Origin of the sequence: Phenylobacterium sp. CCH9-H3, assembly GCF_001557235.1 — a bacterium.
Taxonomy (GTDB): domain Bacteria; phylum Pseudomonadota; class Alphaproteobacteria; order Caulobacterales; family Caulobacteraceae; genus Phenylobacterium.
Map to the genome: position 1 here is coordinate 1 of NZ_LSJI01000107.1, position 449 is coordinate 449.

Annotated in this window: 1 pseudogene; it reads left to right on the plus strand. The window is 69.3% G+C overall.

The window, feature by feature from the left end:
• Window positions 1-449, plus strand: a pseudogene (locus AX721_RS27900) (hypothetical protein); the annotation flags it as partial.

The window sequence follows — 449 nt, forward strand, 5'->3', positions numbered from 1 at the left end:
CACGTCGAGCCGATCCTGCAGGGCAACCGCGACTTCTCGTCGTGCACCCTGAACTCGGGCGACACCTTCGCCGCCGCCGGCTCCGGCGGCTCGGGCACCGCCTTCCCGGCTCGCTTCGGGAACTTCGTCGTGGATGTGACCGGCCCGGGCAACACCTTCCGCCCGCGCGTCGCGACCCGCGACGTCTTCAACTTCGGCCCGCAGAACTACTACCAGCGTCCCGATGACCGCTACGTGCTGGGCGCGTTCGCGAACTACGAGATCAACGACTGGGCCACGGCCTACGCCGACGTGATGTTCATGGACGACACGTCCACGTACCAGATCGCCCCCGGCGGCATCTTCGCCGGCACGTTCTCGGTCAACTGCGCCAACCCGTTCCTGTCGGCCCAGCAGCGCGGCCTGCTGAACGCCACGGCGGCCTCGGGCGGCGGCACCTGCGCCACCAA